Annotated in this window: 16 protein-coding genes; 6 read left to right on the forward strand and 10 right to left on the reverse strand. The window is 56.4% G+C overall.

All coding sequences use genetic code 11. From position 1 onward, the window contains the following. Positions 1-143: 143 nt before the first annotated feature. The 3 genes from GM298_RS20750 to GM298_RS20760 form a co-directional block, all read right to left on the reverse strand. The gene (locus GM298_RS20750; RefSeq protein WP_088244409.1) at positions 144-1,466 is read right to left on the reverse strand and encodes an MFS transporter; all 1,323 of its coding nucleotides are present in this window, start codon (positions 1,464-1,466) and stop codon (positions 144-146) included. A 260-nt stretch (positions 1,467-1,726) separates the two neighbouring features. Beyond that, positions 1,727-2,752 carry an inner membrane protein YhjD gene (gene yhjD / locus GM298_RS20755; protein ID WP_025759440.1) on the reverse strand — a complete coding sequence of 342 codons (1,026 nt, stop codon included), beginning with the start codon at positions 2,750-2,752 and terminating at the stop codon, positions 1,727-1,729. A 50-nt stretch (positions 2,753-2,802) separates the two neighbouring features. Then, entirely contained in the window at positions 2,803-3,702 is a 900-nt protein-coding gene (locus GM298_RS20760) for a LysR family transcriptional regulator (RefSeq protein WP_025759438.1), read from the reverse strand. A gap of 119 nt (positions 3,703-3,821) precedes the next feature. On the opposite strand from GM298_RS20760, the gene GM298_RS20765 reads away from it, so the two are divergent. Together GM298_RS20765 and GM298_RS20770 are read left to right on the forward strand one after the other, a co-directional pair. Continuing rightward, positions 3,822-4,580, forward strand: coding sequence for an SDR family NAD(P)-dependent oxidoreductase (locus tag GM298_RS20765; protein ID WP_025759437.1), 759 nt, complete (start codon positions 3,822-3,824; stop codon positions 4,578-4,580). 172 nt (positions 4,581-4,752) lie between these two features. Then, entirely contained in the window at positions 4,753-5,355 is a 603-nt protein-coding gene (locus GM298_RS20770; protein WP_025759436.1) for a helix-turn-helix transcriptional regulator, read from the forward strand. Here GM298_RS20770 and GM298_RS20775 read toward each other — a convergent pair. Both GM298_RS20775 and GM298_RS20780 read right to left on the reverse strand, forming a co-directional pair. After that, positions 5,334-5,672, reverse strand: coding sequence for a lysozyme (locus GM298_RS20775; protein WP_045286581.1), 339 nt, complete (start codon positions 5,670-5,672; stop codon positions 5,334-5,336). The genes GM298_RS20770 and GM298_RS20775 overlap by 22 nt on opposite strands. Before the next feature lie 72 nt (positions 5,673-5,744). Further along, the gene (locus tag GM298_RS20780) at positions 5,745-6,284 is read right to left on the reverse strand and encodes a GNAT family N-acetyltransferase (RefSeq protein WP_266155191.1); all 540 of its coding nucleotides are present in this window, start codon (positions 6,282-6,284) and stop codon (positions 5,745-5,747) included. A gap of 146 nt (positions 6,285-6,430) precedes the next feature. Here GM298_RS20780 and GM298_RS20785 point away from each other — a divergent pair, with 146 nt between their 5' ends. Further along, positions 6,431-8,020: an STY4199 family HEPN domain-containing protein gene (locus GM298_RS20785; RefSeq protein WP_025759434.1), complete on the forward strand. Its 1,590-nt coding sequence runs from the start codon at positions 6,431-6,433 to the stop codon at positions 8,018-8,020. A 65-nt stretch (positions 8,021-8,085) separates the two neighbouring features. Here GM298_RS20785 and GM298_RS20790 read toward each other — a convergent pair whose 3' ends face one another. From GM298_RS20790 to GM298_RS20800, 3 genes are all read right to left on the reverse strand, one after another. Then, on the reverse strand, positions 8,086-9,735 hold the full coding sequence (locus GM298_RS20790) for an alpha,alpha-trehalase (protein WP_045286584.1): 1,650 nt from the start codon (positions 9,733-9,735) through the stop codon (positions 8,086-8,088). 182 nt (positions 9,736-9,917) lie between these two features. Next, positions 9,918-11,270, reverse strand: a complete 1,353-nt coding sequence (gene gorA, locus GM298_RS20795) for a glutathione-disulfide reductase (protein ID WP_095452496.1) — start codon at positions 11,268-11,270, stop codon at positions 9,918-9,920. A gap of 71 nt (positions 11,271-11,341) precedes the next feature. Further along, positions 11,342-12,184, reverse strand: a complete 843-nt coding sequence (locus tag GM298_RS20800; RefSeq protein ID WP_008503119.1) for a 23S rRNA (adenine(2030)-N(6))-methyltransferase RlmJ — start codon at positions 12,182-12,184, stop codon at positions 11,342-11,344. 177 nt (positions 12,185-12,361) lie between these two features. On the opposite strand from GM298_RS20800, the gene prlC reads away from it, so the two are divergent. Then, entirely contained in the window at positions 12,362-14,404 is a 2,043-nt protein-coding gene (prlC, locus tag GM298_RS20805) for an oligopeptidase A (protein ID WP_095450256.1), read from the forward strand. Between the two features lie 7 nt (positions 14,405-14,411). Further along, entirely contained in the window at positions 14,412-15,176 is a 765-nt protein-coding gene (gene rsmJ, locus GM298_RS20810) for a 16S rRNA (guanine(1516)-N(2))-methyltransferase RsmJ (protein ID WP_266155194.1), read from the forward strand. Between the two features lie 68 nt (positions 15,177-15,244). On the opposite strand, the gene uspA is transcribed toward rsmJ, so the two are convergent. Next, positions 15,245-15,682 carry a universal stress protein UspA gene (gene uspA, locus GM298_RS20815; RefSeq protein ID WP_003861223.1) on the reverse strand — a complete coding sequence of 146 codons (438 nt, stop codon included), beginning with the start codon at positions 15,680-15,682 and terminating at the stop codon, positions 15,245-15,247. Positions 15,683-15,965: 283 nt separating this feature from the next. Here uspA and uspB point away from each other — a divergent pair, with 283 nt between their 5' ends. Beyond that, positions 15,966-16,301: a universal stress protein UspB gene (gene uspB / locus GM298_RS20820; protein ID WP_003861224.1), complete on the forward strand. Its 336-nt coding sequence runs from the start codon at positions 15,966-15,968 to the stop codon at positions 16,299-16,301. Positions 16,302-16,362: 61 nt separating this feature from the next. Here the strand turns inward: uspB and pitA are convergent, their stop codons facing one another. Continuing rightward, positions 16,363-17,862, reverse strand: a complete 1,500-nt coding sequence (gene pitA / locus GM298_RS20825) for an inorganic phosphate transporter PitA (RefSeq protein ID WP_025760141.1) — start codon at positions 17,860-17,862, stop codon at positions 16,363-16,365. Positions 17,863-17,977: the final 115 nt, after the last annotated feature.

The following is a 17,977-nucleotide window of genomic DNA, read 5'->3' on the forward strand; positions in this document are numbered from 1 at the left end:
GCATCCCAGGGCATAAGCGACTCCATAAACGGGTTCTTATGCCTTAGTTGTAAGTGTCTACCATGTCCCCGAACAAGTGTTCACTATGTCCCCGGACCGTACAGTGGGAGAGGGCCGGGGTGAGGGCATCAGGCCGCAATGAGTTACAGCGCCTGATGCTTAGTCTCGTGCGTCAGCAGCAGCGCAATCAGCGTCAGCGCCGCCATGGCCGCCAGATAGACGCCCACATAGAACAGGCCATAATTCGCCTGCAGCCAGGTGGCGATATATGGCGCAACGGACGCGCCCAGAATAGACGAGACGTTATAGGAGAACGACGCGCCGGTATAACGCACTTCCGTCGGGAACAACTCCGGCAGCAGCGCGCCCATCGGACCGAAGGTCAGCCCCATCAGGCTCAGGCCAATCAGCAGGTAGGTCATCACCAGCGCCGGACTACCTGAGCCCAGCAGCGGCGGGAAGACAAACAGGGCAAACAGAATAATGAGCGTGGTGATCGTAATCATGCTCGCACGGCGACCAAACTTATCCGCCAGCAGACCCGCAATCGGTACCATCACGCCAAACCCAATAACCGCCATCATCAGCATCCACAGCACTTCGTTACGCGGCAGCCCCAGCCCAACCGGCGCGGCGGCGGTACTGAAGGTCATGGAGTAAACCGTCATGATGTAGAACAGCGTGTAGGTGGCCAGCATGATAAACGTTCCCAGCACGGTCACGCGGACGTGTTTAGTCAGCAGTGTACCCAGCGGCACTTTCACCTGTTTTTTCGCCGCGGCGACTTTCGCGAACACCGGCGTTTCGTGCAGAGAGACGCGGACATACAGGCCAATCAGCACCAGTACGGCGGAGAACACAAACGGGATACGCCAGCCCCAGCTCATGAACTGTTCATCCGTCAGCAGCCAGGAGAGCAGCAGGAACGTCCCGTTCGCAAAGAAGAAGCCAATCGGTGCGCCAAGCTGCGGGAAGGAGCCATACAGCGCGCGTTTACGCGCCGGGGCGTTCTCGGTCGCCAGCAGCGCCGCGCCACCCCATTCACCGCCCAGGCCCAGACCCTGACCAAAACGCGCCAGCGCCAGCAGGACCGGCGCCAGAATGCCGATGGTCTCATAGGTCGGCAGCAGGCCGATGGCGACAGTGGAGATCCCCATCGTCAGCAGCGAGGCCACCAGCGTCACTTTACGTCCAATGCGATCGCCAAAGTGTCCAAACAGCGCCGAGCCAATCGGACGCGCCACAAACGCGATGGCAAAGGTCGCCAGAGACTGTAGCGTAGCCGCCGTCGGGTCTCCCTGCGGGAAGAAAATATGCGGAAAGACGATAACCGCGGCGGTGGCGTAAATATAGAAGTCGAAGAACTCAATGGCGGTGCCAATCAGCGAGGCGACGACGACTTTATTGCGCGAGTTTACCGGAACGTTTTCCGTTCCTGAGTCGAGTGTGGTGGCTGTTGCTTGCATAATATTTTCTTATTTTTGTCGAACGAAAGGCCATATTACGCACAGCAAAAGCGACATTTCAATCTGTAACAAAACCGCGGGCTGGTGATAAAAGCAACAAAAAGCGGATAATTTTCAGACCAGCCAAATCACGTCTATGAAATGCTTCACAGATTTTAAATATCAGTCAATAACACTGGTTTTTGGTTAAATAAAAGTTACGGTCTGGATTTATATGCTGAAATGATGAATCGGGCTGAAATTTCAGCCCGGAAGGAGGGTTAACGGTGCGTTTTGCCCGGCATCCGCGGGTCATCTTTATACTCGGCGGTGGCAATCCACGCTGCGCAGAACAAGGTCAGACGGGCGAAGAAATAGAAGAACGCCATCAGGCCCAGCACCGAGCCAAACGCCGCGCCAGACGGGGATTTCACCAGCGATGGAAGGGTGTAAGTCATCACAATTTTGATGACTTCAAAGCCGATCGCCGCAATCAACGTGCCGCGGATCAGCGCCTTCTTACGCGGGCGATGGCGCGGCAAACGCCAGAAGATCCAGAAGAACAGCAGGTAGTTGGCGAAGATGGAGATGGCCAGCCCAATGCCACGCCAGGCGGGTTTCAGCCATTCGATATAATCAAGATAGAGCGCGGAGATAATCATCTGCTGCGCCGAGCCCGCCACCGAGGTAATGGAGAGCGTCACGATGAGGGCGACCAGCAGGCCAATCAGCGAAACAAAGTCGCGGAGATACTTCACCCAAATCTTCTCCTGATCCTGCGGCTTACGCTCCCAGACATCGCGCGACTGGGCGCGAATGGCCTCGCGCAGGTTGCCCATCCAGTTTACGCCGGAGTAAAGGGCGATCAGCAAACCGACGATGCCGACCGTAGTACGCTGCTGAACAGCGGTATTGATGGTGCTTTTAAGCGTGCTGGCCAGGGTCGGGTCACTGACGTTATTCAGGATCTTCGTGAAGATATCCTGCAGCAGCGTCGGGTGTGAGGCGAGCACAAACCCGGCTGCGGCAAACGACACCATCAGGATCGGAATCATCGACAGGAAGGAAAAATAGGTGATGGCGGCACCAAACTGGTTCCCCATGCGGTCATTAAAGCGCTCGGTTGCGCGTATCAGATGCGCCACCATGGGAAACTGCTGGATTCTTGCGGCGATGCCGGTGACGGTTCCCAGCGCCTTGCTGACGGTGCCAGGTGCTTTGGCCTCTTCTGGCCCGGTTTCCATCTTCCTGATGGGATCATACTCTAATTGTTGGGTGGGTCGTTGCGGGTTGTTTTCCGGCGTCACGCGTCTTTTCCTTTTCGTTTGGCTGGATGTTATTGAATTATAGCTTGCGACTAATCCACGTAAGCTTTTGTGAGTTCAGTAAGCCACTCCATAAACAGATGTACACGGCGGGAGAGGTTGCGGCGGTGGGGATAAATCAGGGAGACCGGCATCGGCTCTGCCCGGTACTGCGGGAGGATCTCGATAAGCTTCTTTGCCCGCAGAGAATCACGCACCCCGACGCGCGGCACCTGAATAATCCCCAGCCCGGCCAGACAGGCCGCCTGGTAGGTTTCTGTACTGTTAACGGTTAATACCCCGCCCGTTTTAATCCACTGGGTGGTACTGCCGTTATAAAACTCAAAGCCCTGCGGGCGGGTTCCCAGCATCGCAGCGTAGTGAATCACCGCATGGGAGCCTAAATCATCCAGCGTTTCCGGATAGCCGAAACGCGCCAGATAATCCGGGCTGGCGCAGTTAATCACCGACAGCTTGCCCAGCGGACGGGCGATCAGCCCCGAATCCTTCAGCGTGCCGACGCGTACCACGCAGTCAAACCCTTCACGGATCACATCCACCAGCCGATCGCTGCTGCTGAGCTCCAGTTCGATACCCGGGTACTGCTGCAGAAATGTCGGCAGTTTAGGGATGACTAAATTTCGTGCAACGCCGACGGGCATATCCACGCGCAGCCGTCCGCTGATGGTGGAGGGATCGTGCTGAAACATACCGTCCAGTTCATCGAGGTTCGCCAGCAGATCTTTTGCCCGTTCGTAATAGACCATGCCGTCCTGCGTCAGGCTGACGCGGCGCGTGGTGCGGTGTAAAAGCTGGGTGCCAAGCCGATTTTCCAGGGCCTGAATTTGTCGTGAAACGCTGCCTTTCGGCAGCGTTAACGTTTCTGCCGCGCGGGAAAAACTCTCCAGCTCCGCGACGCGAACAAACAACTGCATTGCGTGAATTTTATCCATAAATGCCGCTCATTGTTGTTGCAGATGAAACAGTGAAGCGCTCTTTGCTGTCTTTATTGATCTTCTATCACCTAATAAGCTCTTCCTCAATCTCCCTAACAGCCAAAACGAGGTTTATGATGACTGAACGTATCGCATTAGTGACCGGTGGTAGCCGCGGTCTGGGTAAAAACGCCGCCCTGAAGCTGGCGGCAGACGGAACAGGAATTATCCTGACTTACCATCATAATCAGCAGGACGCACTGGATGTTGTGCGCGAAATTCAGGAAAAAGGGGTCAACGCGGCGGCATTACAGCTCAACGTCGGGGATATCGCCAGTTTCGATGCTTTTGCCCTGCAGTTACAGGAAATCCTTAAGTCCGTCTGGCAGCGTGAACGGTTTGATTATTTATTGAACAATGCCGGAACGGGTTTATTCACGCCGTATGCCGAGACGACGGAGGCCCAGTTCGATGAGGCGTTGAGTATTCACTTTAAAGGACCGTTTTTCCTGACCCAGCGTCTCCTGCCCTTGCTGAACGATGGCGGGCGGATCCTCAACGTCTCCAGCGGGCTGGCTCGTTTTACTCAGCCAGGGGCCGGAACCTATGCGGCGATGAAAGGGGCGATGGAAGTGCTCACCCGCTATCAGGCGAAAGAGTTGGGGGCGCGGGGGATCTCCGTCAATATCATTGCGCCAGGGGCGATCGAGACGGATTTTGGTGGCGGAAGTGTGCGCGACAACGCCCAGCTGAATCAGACGCTGGCTTCGCAAACGGCGCTGGGCCGGGTTGGCCTGCCCGATGATATTGGCGATGCCATTGCGGCGCTGCTGAGCGATAAACTGGGCTGGATGAATGCACAACGTATTGAAGTGTCTGGCGGGATGTTCCTGTAATACGCCGCCTTAAGGGGACGGACCCCCTTAAGGAAATCCTTAAGTAAAGTGTGTCAGGATACGGCAGATATAAATACCCCTGGCGATTTTGTAACCGCTCCGTTCATTGAGTTTTTTCTCAAATCCCCCCTCTGTAGAATCCCCCTTCGCTATTCTCAGAGGGAGAAAAACGATGCGAGTAATCATGTTTGACAGGCAGTCACTATTTATTCATGGAGCGATACACAGTCTGCGGACGTTAATTCCGGAAATAAATATCACTGGAACCTGTCAGGCAGAAGATTTATGGGCGCAGATGTCCGCGTCGCCGTCTGCTATTGTCCTGATTGACGGTAATTTAATTCAGGATGAGGGATGTGGTGTGCTGGATGACATCCTGCATCGCTTGCCGACGATACGCGTGATCATGGTTCTGGCGAAAAAAGAGGCCAGATGGGTTGAACAATTGCGCCAGCGAAACATCATGGCCATTATTCCCCGCACTGCCAGCCCCGAGCGCTTTTCCGCCGTCCTGGACTCGGTGTCCAGAGGGATGGTCTGCTTTCCCGGAGAGTGGGTCAGAAAGCCGTCGTCGCCACAGGCGTTACTGGCATTAAGTGAACGCCAGCGCGAAGTGCTGAAACTGCTGGCGGCGGGGGAGTCAAACAAAGAGATTGGGCGCAACCTCAACATCAGTGCGGCCACGGTAAAAGCGCATCTGGAGGCGCTTTTCCGGCGGCTGGACGTTAAAAACAGAACTCAGGCTGCGATGTACTACACCCGGGCGACGGCCTGAAAAATCGCTTCCGGCAGCGAAGGTATCTCTCCGAAGCTGAACATCATCATCACCAGCGTGTCATGCTGCTGTTGGGTTAATGGACGTGTCACATTTTCCCGCAGCAGCGCCTCGCACAAGCGAATGTCCTCGTGAAGCAGCGCGTCGGCCTCCAGCGGAGTGACAGGACCGTGAAACTGCTCCCGATCGCGGATAACGTGGCCGTAGCCGATAACCCATAATCCGTGTTCGTCACGATATTTCTCCAGAGAAAGCCCCTGATGCTTTTTTATTAATTCAATGGCGGCAGAAGATATTTCCAGCGTAAGACCGTTCATATTCGTTTCCTCTCAAGAGGCGACACTGTAGAGGAAACGATTTACGATAAATATCCGCCAAATGGCTGTTGATCAGGAATTGTTGTTCAGATATTCCTGCCGTAATAAACCAAATAACCAGTCATTCTGCCAGCGCCCCGCCAGGTAATAGCTCTCGCGTAATTCGCCTTCGAGGCGAAACCGGGCTTTTTCCAGCAGACGTCTTGAGGCGACATTCCCGGCGGTAACGGTGGCGGTGAGTCGGCGTATGCCGCCTTCTTCAAAGGCATAGTGGCAGAGCGCCTGCAGGGATTCGAAGCCGTAGCCTTTTCCCTGCGCCTCGGGTGCGAAAAGAAAACCGACTTCTGCGCAATCCTCCTCCCGATGAATATAGCCGGTGACGCCCAGCGGAACCCGGCTGAGGGCATCACGGACGACGAGACACAGCCAGTGCGCGCTGCCCGGCATCCAGGGCGTCAGGCGCGCTTCAAACGCGGCGCGGATGTCCGCGACGGGGCGGTCTTCCGCCACAAAGCGCATAACGTCGGGATGTTGCTGTAACGCCAGAAAAAAGGACCAGTCCTGTTCCTGCAATGGCGAACAGTGAAGGCGAGGGGTAATTAAAACCGGCATTCAGATTCTCCTGACATTTTTAAATGATTTTAGGGTTGTCACTTTATTTAAACAGAAAGTCAGGTATGGTTAACCTCGAATAAATAAAAAGAAAAACGGCCTTCACGTGCCCATTCGGATGTCTTCGTTGTCACTTAAGGAAAATAATGACTCTCAGCACATCACATCATATTCGCGAACAGTTCGAACACTGTCTGGCAGTCATTCGCCATGCGTCGGTGGAAATTTTACTTCTTCTGAATGTACATGCTTCGGAGGGTAAAGATCCACGCTGGTTTCTGGAGCAGCTCGACAGCGCGCGCTTAGCCCAGGGCGGCTGGGGTGCCGTGGCGAAGAAGCTCAACCTGAATGATGCCGAGATGTCGGAATTTACCCTCCAGCTGCGCCTGTTACAGCAGCGGGTGCCGCAGTATGAAAGCGGACAGGATGTGAGTGAAAACCAGCTGATTGCGGCGATGCGGTTTGTGACCGCGCTGGAACATCTCCGCCTGCAGCAGCCGCTGTTGACCTACAGCACGGAGCTGGCACCGGGCAGCGAACTTCAGCAGCAGCAGGCGCAAAAACAGGTGCGTGCGATAGAGCTGATGTTAAAAGGGCTTATTCAGCAGGCCTGGCCCGATCCGGTGCGCCTCAACAACCATCTCAAGACGCTGTTTAACGCTGACCGCGTCAGACGCTGGCTGAAACTGGGTGAGATCAATGATGTCCTGAGCGGCATGATGTTCAGTGAACTGGCGCAGATGCTGGTGGATAAAAAAGAGTTCAGCCGCTACTACGCCTCACTGTTTAACGACCCCGCCATGCTTACGCTTCTGGTGGAGCCGCGAAAAACCCTACAAACTTTCCTCGACGACATTCGGCAAATCCGCAACCATCTCACCGTACAGAAAGCGTTAAGTTCGGCGCAAATTCAGCTGCTGGATAGCTACTACACGCAGATCTCGCGGCCGGTTCAGCGGGCGTTTGAGGAGGGGAGAACCCGCGTCAATCCGGCCGGATTCATGGCGGTGGATGCCAGCGAATTACATACGTTCTGGGAAAAGGCGCAGAAAATGGATCGGGTCACGGGCGGGGATCTGTTTGAAGTCCGAGACACCATTGAAAAGCCGACGCAGCGCGCGCCGCGTACCCCGGAACAACGCGAACAGCTCATTTCCGGTGTGTTATGGGGGGCGGTTGGCGTCATGGTGATTGCCATTGTGGCGGGGGGCTTCTGGCTGGTGACCAGCAGTAAACCGCAGCCTGCTGTCGCCAAAGCCGCAGAAGCGGCACCGCCACAGGAAATGCGCGAGACTCCTTCCTCGCGTGAAACACTCACGCGGATGGGCGTCACCTGGGACGAGAATAATTTCCGTTCGGCCATCAACCGCAACGATACCCGCGTGGCGCAGCTCTTTTTGCAGGGTGGAATGGACTGGAAGCTCTCCTGGACCGAAGAGGCGATGTCGGCAGGTTATGACGACGTGCTGGAGGTGATGTTGCGCTACCGGCAGAACATGGTGGAAGAGAAGCCGTGTCGTCGCTTTATTAACACGCTCAGCCACGCCATGGCGAACGGCGAATCGCTGACTTCCGTAAGGAAAGAGTACCTGAAAGCGTTCTGCACCGTGCCTGCGGTGGTGAAACGCCAGCAGCACGATCTCGACATGGCGACGCGCCGGGCCCAGTCGCAGCCGGATGCCAGCAACAAAAAATGGCAGTCCATCCAGACGGCCATTTATGAGGTGATTCGCTGATTTCTACTCCCTCTCCCTGTGGGAGAGGGCCAGGGTGAGGGCATCAGACCGCACCCTCACCCTCCTCAAGGCTCCCCATACAACCCAATCAGCCGGCGCACCACGCCATTAGTCCAGCCGAAGCCATCCTGCAGCGGATACTCACCCCCGCCCCCTTCACGCGGTGTACTGCTGGCGATGTGGTACTTCTCAATAAGCTTATGATGGGTCTTATAAAAATGGTTCACCGTATGCAGCCAGCTCCAGGCGATTTCATCCCCCAGGGAGTCGTTGCCATACTGCTTGAACCCCTGAATGGCCATCCACTGCAGCGGCGCCCAGCCGTTGGGTTTATCCCACTGTTCGCCGGTTTCGTACTCGGTCGCCAGAATCCCCCCCGGCGTGAGCAGACGCGCTTTAACCGCATCAGACAGGCGTTCAGCCTGCTCATGGGTTGCCATACCGACATACAGCGGCACAATGCTTGCGGCGGAAAACAGCGCCATCACTTCGCGTCGCCAGTCATAATCCCGGTAGCAGCCGTTCTCTTCATCCCACAGATAGCGGTTCACTGCGGCCCGGCGATCGCTGGCTTTCTGGCGGAACAGGTCGGCCGTCTCTTTATCCCCTTTCGATGCCGAGATATTGGCGATCGCGCTCTCCAGCTTGAACAGGAAGGCGTTCAAATCGATGGGGATAAACTGCGTTGTGCGGATACTGGCAAGCCGACCCGGCTCGCGCAGCCAGCGGGACGAGTAGTCCCAGCCGGAGGCCGCACCCGCACGCAGGTCGCGATACACTTCATTCGGTGGACGTCCGGAGTGACGGGCGGTTTCCACGTCCTCAATCCAGGATTCGTCGCGCGGGGTGTCACGGTCATCCCAGTAGCGGTTCAGCAACGAGCCATCCGGCATGCGCACGGCGCTGCGGTAAGCCTGGTTAAGCAGCAGCGACTCCGCCCCGTCCATCCAGAAGGCGTGCTCCATTTTCAGGTGTTCAAGGTAACGTTTCGCACCGCGCACGCCATCCTCCTCAAACAGCTCCACCATCAGGGCAAAGACCGGCGGCTGAGAACGGCTGAGGTAATAGGTACGGTTGCCGTTAGGGATATGGCCGTAGCGCTCAATCAGCCACGCGAAGTTATCCGCCATACACTTCAGCAGATCGTTGCGCCCACTCTCCGCCAGACCCAGCATCGAGAAGTAGGAATCCCAGTAGTAAGTCTCGCTGAATCGTCCGCCGGGCACGATATAGGCCTGCGGCAGGGCCAGCAGGGAGGACCAGGGAATATGGTCCTGCGGCTCGCGCGTCAACACCGGCCACAGATTATCAATGTGCTCTTTCAGGGACAGACCCGGGTCGGAAACATATTCTGAGTCGAACGTTTCCGGCATCCAGAAGTGGTTCTCCACGAACTGGCGCAGGTCAAAATCCCGGTGGCGTCTGACCTTGCGATAGCGGATCAGGATATCCAGCGGGTCCATCTTCGGCGCGCAGTCGGGGAAGGTTTTGCTGTCCGCAAACAGCCGTGACGACTGCACGTGTTCAAACAGTTCAAGATAGCGGTCTGCGGGCGTCAGCGCATCCGACGCGGGCAGCCCTTCAATCATTTCCGGTTCCGGCTCCGCCTCGATCATCTCATCCAGTTTTAACTCGCAGGGATCGGTCTCGTAGCGCAGCTCTTCTGCAATCTCGAACGCGATGTTTTCGGTAGCCTGTAGTTTCTGGTTGAACATGGTGATAAGGACCTCCGGTTGTATGTTCTGAAAGACAGGTTTTTCCGGGCGTCCTATAAGCGTAGACATTCGCTTCGGTAGAGGGGGAGGAATATGTGCGGTAGATCACTATTTTCGGAGCATTCGTTTTGCAACGATTTATGAATGTTAAAAAAATGCCCCTCCGGGGAGGGGCATCAGGATTAGCGCATGGTCACAAACTCTTCCGCCGCCGTAGGGTGGATCGCCACGGTGTTGTCGAAGTCTTTTTTGGTCGCACCCATCTTCAGTGCCACCGCGAAGCCCTGCAGGATCTCATCCATGCCGAAGCCAATGCCGTGGATACCGACAATCTTCTCTTCCGGGCCGACGCAGACCAGCTTCATGCGGCACGGCTGACGGTGAGAGGTGACGGCGGTATACATCGCAGTAAACGCGGATTTATACACTTTCACCTGATCGTCGCCATACTGCTCGCGCGCCTGCGGCTCAGTTAAGCCGACGGTGCCGATTGGCGGGTGGCTAAAGACCACGGTCGGGATGTTGCTGTAGTCCAGATGCTCGTCCGGCTTGTTGTTGAACAGACGCTCGGAAAGGCGACGCCCTGCCGCAACGGCCACCGGGGTCAGCTCAACCGCGCCGGTGTTATCGCCCACGGCGTAAATGCCCGGCACGCTAGTATTCTGGAATTTATCAACGACGATGTAGCCTTTTTCGTCGGTTTTCACCCCCGTCACGCCGAGGTTGAAGTTGTCGTTGGCGGGTTCACGGCCAATCGCCCAGATCAGGCAATCCACGGTCTGGCTGCGGCCATCTTCCAGCTCAAGCGTCAGGCTGCCGTCTGCATTTTTCACCACCGCTTTTGGCACGGCATTGGTGTGCAGGGTTGGGCCTTCGGTATTCATCACTTCGACCAGCGTCTCCACGATCAGCGGGTCAAAGCTGCGCAGCGGCGCGTGTTTACGCACGAACAGGTGCGCCTCAGCACCCAGACCGTTAATCACGCCGGCCAGCTCCACTGCGATGTAGCCCGCGCCCACGATGGCAACGCGTTTTGGCAGGGCAGGCAGTTCGAAGAAACCGTCAGAGTCGATGCCATATTCCGCGCCCGGGATATTCGGGTGGCTCGGGCGACCGCCGGTGGCGATCAGGATATGATCGGCGGTGATCGTTTCACCGTTCACTTCGATCGTCTTCGCGTCCACAAAACGGGCGAAACCGTGAATAACGTCGACGTTATTTTTACCCAGCACGTTGTCGTACGAGGTGTGAATACGGTCGATGTAGGCGGTACGGCTGGCGATCAGCTTATCCCAGTCGAAATGGTTGATGGTGGTGTCAAAGCCGTAATCCGGGCCATACATATGGATAGCTTCACGGATTTGCGCTGCATGCCACATCACTTTCTTCGGTACACAACCCACGTTCACGCAGGTGCCGCCCAGCGCTTTGGCTTCAATCAGCGCACATTTCTGGCCGTACATGGCCGCACGGTTGATGGAGGCGATGCCGCCGCTGCCGCCGCCGATTGCGATGTAGTCATAATGCTTAGTCATAGCTTTTGTCCTTAATCGTGAATTGCCGCGATTGTATACCTGAAATCAATAGTTTCCACCGATGGCTGCGATTACTCCGGCACGATCCAGCTGACGCTGGTGTGGCCTGTTCCCGCTGGCACCAGCGTTTTGTGCAGCCACGGCAGGACGTTGTTCATCTGCGCTTCGAGCTTCCATGGCGGGTTAATGACGATCATGCCGGAGGCGGTCATGCCGCGCTGGTCGCTGTCCGGGCGTACCGCCAGCTCAATCTGCAAAATTTTGCGGATGCCGGTCGCTTCCAGGTCTTTGATCATGCGCTTGATTTGCGCACGCAGAACCACCGGGTACCACAGGGCATACGTCCCGGTGGCAAAGCGTTTGTAGCCTTCGTGGATGCCGGTCACCACCGCCTGATAGTCGGTTTTGATTTCGTACGGCGGGTCGATCAGCACCAGGCCGCGACGGGAAACCGGCGGCAGTTTGGCTTTCAGCTGCTGGTAGCCATCGGCTTTTTCCACGCGGGCGCGGCTGTCTTTCTGGAATTCAGAACGCAGCAGCGGGAAGTCGCTCGGGTGCAGCTCGGTCAACTGGATGCTGTCCTGCTCGCGCAGCAGCTGGCGGGCAATCAATGGCGAGCCTGGGTAGTAGCGCAGCTGGCCGTTGCGGTTGAAGTGATTCACCACGCCAATGTACGGCTCCAGTTCGGCAGGCAGGTCGTCCTGCTGCCAGATGCGGGCAATCCCTTCCAGATATTCACCGGTACGCTCGGCGTGCTCGCCGCTCAGCTGGTAACGGCCCGCGCCCGCGTGCGTGTCCAGATAGAGAAACGGCTTCTCTTTCTCTTTGAGTGATTCAATAATCAGACTCTGAACGGTGTGTTTGAGGACGTCGGCGTGGTTGCCTGCGTGAAAGCTGTGGCGATAACTGAGCATGGGTAATGAAATTCCGATGAAATGACGATTTGCCACAGTTTACAGCAGAACGGCACAGATTACCCGTCGGCCCGCGAAGCGCAGGCATTGAAATCCTCTACACTTAACCCCATTACCTGACAATATGCACAGCGCCGGATGCGCGCTTCATTCATCTTATTCAACAGGACAGCGTTTATGACCAATCCATTACTGACGCCTTTTTCGTTGCCACCGTTTTCTAAAATCCTCCCTGAGCATGTGGTTCCAGCCGTGACGCAAGCGCTGGACAACTGCCGCGCGGCGGTAGAAAGCGTGGTCGCGCAGGGCGCGCCGTACACCTGGGAAAATCTGTGTCAGCCGCTGGCCGAAGTGGATGACGTGCTGGGGCGTATCTTCTCCCCGGTGAGCCACCTGAATTCGGTAAAAAACAGCCCGGAACTGCGCGAAGCCTACGAACAGACCCTGCCGCTGCTCTCGGAGTACAGCACCTGGGTCGGCCAGCACGAAGGGCTCTACAAAGCGTATCGCGATCTGCGCGACGGCGACCACTATGCCGAACTGAACACGGCGCAGAAAAAATCGGTCGATAACGCCCTGCGTGATTTCGAGCTTTCCGGGATTGGTCTGCCAAAAGAGAAGCAGACCCGCTACGGTGAAATTGCCGCGCGTCTCTCCGAACTGGGCAACCAGTACAGCAACAACGTGCTCGACGCCACCATGGGCTGGACGAAGCTGATTACCGACGAAGCGGAACTCGCCGGGATGCCGGAAAGCGCGCTGGCGGCCGCTAAAGCGCAGGCCGAAGCGAAAGAACAGGAAGGCTACCTGTTGACCCTGGATATTCCCAGCTATCTGCCGGTGATGACCTACTGCGACAATCAGGTGTTGCGTGAAGAGATGTACCGCGCCTACAGCACCCGCGCCTCCGATCAGGGGCCGAACGCCGGTAAGTGGGACAACAGCCCGGTGATGGCGGAAATCCTCGCCCTGCGTCACGAGCTGGCCCAACTGCTGGGCTTTGACAGCTACGCGGATAAATCCCTCGCCACCAAAATGGCCGAAAACCCGCAGCAGGTGCTCGATTTCCTGACGGATCTGGCTAAACGTGCCCGTCCACAGGGTGAAAAAGAGCTGGCCCAGCTGCGCGCCTTCGCCAAAGCGGAGTTCGGCGTGGACGAGCTGCAGCCGTGGGACATCGCTTATTACAGCGAAAAACAGAAACAGCATCTCTACAGCATCAGCGACGAGCAGCTGCGCCCGTACTTCCCGGAAAACAAAGCCGTCAATGGGCTGTTCGAAGTGGTGAAACGGATTTACGGCATCACCGCCAAAGAGCGCACCGACATCGACGTCTGGCACCCGGACGTGCGTTTCTTCGAGCTGTATGACGAGAAAAACGAGCTGCGCGGCAGCTTCTACCTCGATCTCTACGCCCGTGAGAACAAGCGCGGTGGGGCGTGGATGGATGACTGCGTGGGCCAGATGCGTAAAGCCGATGGTTCTCTGCAAAAGCCGGTCGCGTACCTGACCTGTAACTTCAACCGCCCGGTAAACGGCAAGCCGGCGCTGTTCACCCACGACGAAGTGATCACCCTGTTCCACGAGTTCGGGCATGGCCTGCATCACATGCTGACCCGCATTGAAACCGCAGGCGTGGCCGGGATCAGCGGGGTGCCATGGGATGCAGTCGAGCTGCCAAGCCAGTTTATGGAAAACTGGTGCTGGGAGCCGGACGCGCTGGCGTTTATCTCCGGCCACTACGAGACTGGCGAACCGCTGCCGAAAGAGCTGCTGGATAAAATGCTGGCGGCGAAGAACTACCAGGCGGCGATGTTCATCCTGCGTCAGCTGGAGTTCGGCCTGTTCGACTTCCGTCTGCACGCCGAGTTCAGCCCGGAACAAGGGGCGAAAATCCTCGAAACCCTGGCCGAGATTAAAAAGCAGGTTGCCGTTATTCCAGGGCCAACATGGGGCCGCTTCCCGCATGCGTTCAGCCACATCTTCGCGGGCGGCTATGCGGCAGGCTATTACAGCTACCTGTGGGCCGACGTGCTGGCGGCGGATGCCTTCTCTCGCTTCGAAGAAGAGGGGATCTTCAACCGCGAAACCGGCCAGTCGTTCCTCGATAACATCCTGACGCGCGGCGGTTCTGAAGAGCCGATGGTGCTGTTCAAACGCTTCCGTGGCCGCGAGCCGCAGCTGGATGCGATGCTTGAGCATTACGGGATCAAAGGCTGATTGTTACGTGAAGATCTGCTTAGTGGATGAAACAGGCGCCGGAGACGGCGCCTTATCTGTTCTGGCCGCCCGCTGGGGGCTGGAGCACGATGAAGAGAACCTGATGGCGCTGGTGATGACGTCAGCGCATCTTGAACTCCGTAAACGCGACGAGCCGAAACTTGGCGGGATTTTTGTCGATTTTGTGGGGGGCGCGATGGCGCACCGGCGCAAGTTCGGCGGCGGCCGCGGTGAGGCGGTGGCCAAAGCGGTCGGCATCAAGGGAAGCTATCTTCCGGACGTGGTGGATGCCACGGCGGGGTTAGGGCGCGATGCGTTTGTGCTGGCGTCGGTCGGCTGTCGCGTGCGGATGCTGGAGCGCAATCCGGTGGTGGCAGCACTGCTCGATGACGGTCTGGCGCGGGGTTATGCTGATCCGGAAATCGGCCCGTGGTTGCAGGAACGACTGCAGCTGATCCACGCCTCCAGCCTGACGGCGCTGACGGATATCACCCCGCGCCCGCAGGTGGTCTATCTTGACCCGATGTTCCCGCATAAGCAGAAAAGCGCGCTGGTGAAGAAAGAGATGCGGGTGTTTCAGTCGCTGGTGGGGCCGGATCTGGACGCCGATGGGCTGCTGGAGCCCGCTCGCCAGTTAGCGACGAAGCGAGTGGTGGTGAAGCGTCCTGACTATGCGCCGCCGCTGGCGGACGTTGCCACGACCAACGCGGTGACCACCAAAGGGCACCGGTTTGATATTTATATCCCCTCACCCCAACCCCTCTCCCCATAGGGGCGAGGGGCTCGATCATTCCCTCTCCCCTATGGGGAGAGGGTTAGGGTGAGGGGAATATAGAGCACTTACTCGTCTTCTTCGTCACGCAGCGGAACAATCAGCATATCCACGTGAACGGTGTTAATCAGCTGGCGCGCGGAAGACATCAGCTTGCTCCAGAAGTCCTGATGGTGACCGCACACCACCAGGTCCATGTCATATTTCTTGATCGCATCCACCAGAACCTGGCCCAGATCGCCGCTGCCGCTTAAGGTTTCGGTAATCGGGTAGCCAGCGTTAGTGGAGAGCTCGCTCAGGGCGTGGTGCGTCTCTTCAGAGATGCGCTTTTGCATGTCGCCGAGATTGACGTCGATCAGACCGGTGTAAAGGTCGGAGTAATTCACATCAACGTGAATCAGGGAAACTTTCGCGTTGTAGGGACGTGCCATGGATACCGCTTTATCAACCAGCACTTTGCTCTCCGGAGAGAGGTCTACCGCGATGAGAATGTGTTTGTAAGCCATAGTGTTACTCCTTCCTTAAGTTATCGATGACTAAATGTGAAAGCCGTCGTCTGATACTTTCATTACGGCCCAGTAAAACATATTTTTCAAGCTTTGGTGTTGATAACGATTAACCTTGTGGCAAAAAAATTAACGGATCTCCTACACTATTTAATGAGCCGTTCGGATATGAAAACGCGAACCGGATCGACTTTTGGTCATTCTTTCACTGAACTGTCTGTCAGGGCATTGGGGTGCGGTAGCTCAGAAGCCTTGCTTCGTGGGCGGACGCCGGGGAGGATGTATGATTAGCACCGTCGCATTGTTTTGGGCGTTATGCGTAGTTTGCATAGTGAATATGGCGCGCTACTTCTCATCGTTACGTGCGCTGTTAGTGGTACTTCGTGGTTGCGATCCGTTGCTTTATCAGTATGTGGACGGTGGAGGTTTCTTCACCTCGCATGGACAGCCCAGCAAGCAGATGCGTCTGGTGGGATATATCTACTACCAGCGCTACCGCGATCATCACGATGAAGAGTTTATTCGTCGCTGCGAGCGTCTGCGTCGTCAGTTCATTTTAACCAGCGCCCTGTGCGGGCTGGTCGTGGTCAGTATGATTGCATTGATGATTTGGCACTGAGCAGAAAACATAAAAAAAGCGGGTCAGTTTCCTGACCCGCTTTTTTGTCGCCCTCAGCCGATTAAATCAGCTTCAGCGAAATCCAGTACAACCCGCCAGAGAGCAGGATAGATGCCGGAAGGGTGAACACCCAGGCCATCAGAATGTTGGTCACGGTTTTGCGCTGCAGACCGCCACCGTCAACAATCATGGTACCTGCCACGGACGAGGAGAGGACGTGGGTCGTGGAGACTGGCATACCGGTATAGCTTGCCAGACCGATAGACACCGCCGCCGTCATCTGCGCGGACATCCCCTGCGCATAGGTCATGCCTTTCTTACCGATCTTCTCGCCGATGGTGGTCGCCACACGACGCCAGCCAATCATTGTGCCGATACCCAGTGCCAGCGCGACGGCCATGATGATCCAGATTGGCGCGTACTCAATGGTGTTGAGCATGTCGCTTTTCAGTTTCTTCAGCAGACGTTTGTCGTCACCGTTCACCTCTGGCAGCTTCGCGACTTTATCGGTCACGTCAGAGATGCAGAGCATGATGCGACGCAGCTGACCACGCTGTTCAACGGCCAGTTTGTCGTAGCTTTCGATGTTGCCCAGCATGCCTTTCGCACGTTCCAGCGCGTTAATCGCGTTTGCCGGATGGCAGTGGAACTCGCCTGGTGCCGTGGTGGCGCCCGCTTCCGGAGAAGGGATTAACTGGTCAACGCCGGTCGCCTTTTTCAGCAGGTCAGGATGCTGCTGGAAATAGGTTTCAACGTTGTTGACCGCATCACGGGTACGCGTGATTTCGTAACCAGAGGCGTTCATGTTGACCACGAAGCCTGCCGGCGCAACACCAATCAGCACCAGCATCACCAGACCAATGCCTTTCTGCCCGTCGTTCGCGCCATGAGAGAAGGCCACGCCGATAGCGGAAATGATCAGGGCGATACGCGTCCAGAATGGCGGCTTTTTCTTGCCGTCTTTCTTCTCACGCTCTGCTGGCGTCAGGTGGATACGCGCACGTTTCTTCGTGTTGCTCCAGTAGCGACGCAGGATGAAGATCAATCCACCCGCAACCACCAGACCCACGATAGGGGAGATGATCAGAGAGCCGAAAATCCCGAGTACTTTTGGAAGGTTCAGCGCATCAACAACCGATGTACCGGTCATCAGGGCATTGGTTAACCCGATACCGATAATCGCGCCGATGAGAGTGTGAGAACTGGATGCAGGCAGGCCGAAATACCAGGTACCGAGGTTCCAGATAATTGCAGCAAGCAGCATTGAGAACACCATAGCGAGGCCATGGCCAGAACTAACGTTAAGCAGCAGATCCGTTGGCAGCATATGCACAATGGCATACGCAACGCTCAGTCCGCCCAGGAGGACACCAAAAAAGTTAAATACCGCCGCCATAACAACCGCAAGCTGCGATCGCATTGCGCGAGTGTAGATAACCGTTGCTACTGCGTTTGCAGTGTCGTGGAAGCCGTTGATCGCTTCGTAAAACAGTACAAAAACCAGAGCAAGCAAAAGTAAAAGCCCGGTATGTAAATCCAGGCCGGCAAACAAATGTAGCATAGGACGTTACGCCATTTTGAGGACATGAACGCGGCGCATTATCCAGGACAAATGCGCAACGGGCAAAGTGAAATATAGACTTTTTTTGACATACCACCTGAAATGGGAAAAGCGC

It is taken from the genome of Enterobacter sp. HSTU-ASh6, from assembly GCF_026319105.1.
Lineage (GTDB): Bacteria > Pseudomonadota > Gammaproteobacteria > Enterobacterales > Enterobacteriaceae > Enterobacter > Enterobacter sichuanensis.

Bases quoted from the DNA above. Each gene is read 5' to 3' on its own strand.
- GM298_RS20765 (WP_025759437.1), top strand. From the start codon at position 3,822: ATGACTGAACGTATCGCATTAGTGACCGGTGGTAGCCGCGGTCTGGGT.
- GM298_RS20775 (WP_045286581.1), bottom strand. From the start codon at position 5,672: ATGAACGGTCTTACGCTGGAAATATCTTCTGCCGCCATTGAATTAATA.
- GM298_RS20760 (WP_025759438.1), bottom strand. From the start codon at position 3,702: ATGGATAAAATTCACGCAATGCAGTTGTTTGTTCGCGTCGCGGAGCTG.
- uspB (WP_003861224.1), top strand. From the start codon at position 15,966: ATGATTAGCACCGTCGCATTGTTTTGGGCGTTATGCGTAGTTTGCATA.
- GM298_RS20770 (WP_025759436.1), top strand. From the start codon at position 4,753: ATGCGAGTAATCATGTTTGACAGGCAGTCACTATTTATTCATGGAGCG.
- GM298_RS20780 (WP_266155191.1), bottom strand. From the start codon at position 6,284: ATGCCGGTTTTAATTACCCCTCGCCTTCACTGTTCGCCATTGCAGGAA.
- GM298_RS20790 (WP_045286584.1), bottom strand. From the start codon at position 9,735: ATGTTCAACCAGAAACTACAGGCTACCGAAAACATCGCGTTCGAGATT.
- GM298_RS20800 (WP_008503119.1), bottom strand. From the start codon at position 12,184: ATGCTCAGTTATCGCCACAGCTTTCACGCAGGCAACCACGCCGACGTC.
- uspA (WP_003861223.1), bottom strand. From the start codon at position 15,682: ATGGCTTACAAACACATTCTCATCGCGGTAGACCTCTCTCCGGAGAGC.
- GM298_RS20750 (WP_088244409.1), bottom strand. From the start codon at position 1,466: ATGCAAGCAACAGCCACCACACTCGACTCAGGAACGGAAAACGTTCCG.
- gorA (WP_095452496.1), bottom strand. From the start codon at position 11,270: ATGACTAAGCATTATGACTACATCGCAATCGGCGGCGGCAGCGGCGGC.
- pitA (WP_025760141.1), bottom strand. From the start codon at position 17,862: ATGCTACATTTGTTTGCCGGCCTGGATTTACATACCGGGCTTTTACTT.
- prlC (WP_095450256.1), top strand. From the start codon at position 12,362: ATGACCAATCCATTACTGACGCCTTTTTCGTTGCCACCGTTTTCTAAA.
- GM298_RS20785 (WP_025759434.1), top strand. From the start codon at position 6,431: ATGACTCTCAGCACATCACATCATATTCGCGAACAGTTCGAACACTGT.